Source organism: Amnimonas aquatica, from assembly GCF_002943415.1.
GTDB lineage: Bacteria > Pseudomonadota > Gammaproteobacteria > Pseudomonadales > Moraxellaceae > Perlucidibaca > Perlucidibaca aquatica_A.
Genome location: NZ_PTQZ01000373.1, coordinates 1 through 1,105, shown reverse-complemented (window position 1 = coordinate 1,105; position 1,105 = coordinate 1). Strand labels below are relative to the sequence as shown.

Annotated in this window: 3 protein-coding genes; 1 reads left to right on the top strand and 2 read right to left on the bottom strand. The window is 69.4% G+C overall.

Annotated features, from left to right (window positions below):
* A partial coding sequence (locus C5O18_RS10110) for an alpha/beta fold hydrolase (protein ID WP_158249341.1) occupies positions 1-406 on the bottom strand: 406 nt, incomplete at its 3' end.
* 140 nt (positions 407-546) lie between these two features.
* Between C5O18_RS10110 and C5O18_RS10105 the strand changes: the two genes are divergently transcribed.
* A complete protein-coding gene (locus tag C5O18_RS10105) occupies positions 547-777 on the top strand; it encodes a GlsB/YeaQ/YmgE family stress response membrane protein (protein WP_105193493.1) in 231 nt (76 codons plus the stop codon).
* Here C5O18_RS10105 and C5O18_RS10100 read toward each other — a convergent pair.
* Positions 778-1,105: LysR substrate-binding domain-containing protein (locus tag C5O18_RS10100; RefSeq protein ID WP_241146822.1), on the bottom strand; the 328-nt coding region annotated here is incomplete at its 5' end. It lies immediately after the preceding gene.

The window sequence follows — 1,105 nt, the reverse complement described above, 5'->3', positions numbered from 1 at the left end:
TGCCGCAGGCTGCCAGGATCACGCCGTCGACCCGCGCCGGCAGGCGCCCGGCGGTGATGGCCGCGTAGTGGCCGCCGAGGCTGTGGCCCATGAGCAGGGTACGGCAGCCCGGTGCCCGGGTGTGCAGCCAGTCGAGCAGGGCGGGAATGTCCTCCGCCAGGGCCTCGCGGAAGCCGTGGTCCTGGCGCCGAGAGGCACGCACGGCGCTGTCGCCATGGCCGCGCTGCTCCATCACCAGCACTGCCAGCCCCTGCTGCCGCAGCGATTCCGCCAGCGTGTCGTAGAAGCGCGCGGCCACGCCGAGGGCGGGCATGAGCAGCACGGCGGCATCGCCATCGGCGGGAAACCAGCGTACCGGCACGCTGTAGCCGGGCGCGGACGGCAGGGAGAACAGCTCGGCGGGCATGGTCGATCTCGGCGGACATGGCATGGACGGGACTGTAGCATCAGGTCAGCTGCCACGGGGCGGCGGCGGACGCAGGGGGTTGGCCCTGCCGGGGCCGGGAATGCTACCTTCGGCGTGGACAACCACAAGGAGCGACATCCATGAGTGTGATCTGGTTTCTGCTGATAGGCGCCATCGCCGGCTGGCTGGCCGGCCTGATCATGAAAGGCGGCGGCTTCGGGCTGATCGGCAATATCGTCGTCGGCATCCTCGGCTCCGTGGTCGGCGGCTTCCTGTTCCAGTCGGTCGGCGTCTCCGCCGGCGGCCTGGTGACGGCGACCATCGGCGCCATCGTGCTGCTGTTCGTGGTCAATATCCTGAAGAAGGCCTGATCACGTCTCCTCCGCGGCCTGCTCCCAGGCCGCGGCATGCTCGCGCATGTGCGCCTCCAGGAAGTCCACGAAGGCGCGCAGCTTGGGCGATCCGTAGCGATTGGGCAGATAAATGGCATAGAGCCCGTGCTCGTCCATCCGCAGCGTGCCGGGCAGGACCTCGACCAGAGTGCCGTCGGCGAGGTCGTCGCTGACCGCGTACAGCGGCAGCAGCGCGATGCCGGCATGTCGCCGCACCATCTGCAGCAAGGCCCCCACCTGATTGACCTCGACGCGCTGGCGCAGCGGCGGTGCGTTCTCCTCGGATGTGTGGAAACGCCAGGCCGAA

What these genes read in the sequence shown, in the direction of transcription:
- C5O18_RS10105 (WP_105193493.1), top strand. Translation starts at nt 547, where the DNA reads ATGAGTGTGATCTGGTTTCTGCTGATAGGCGCCATCGCCGGCTGGCTG.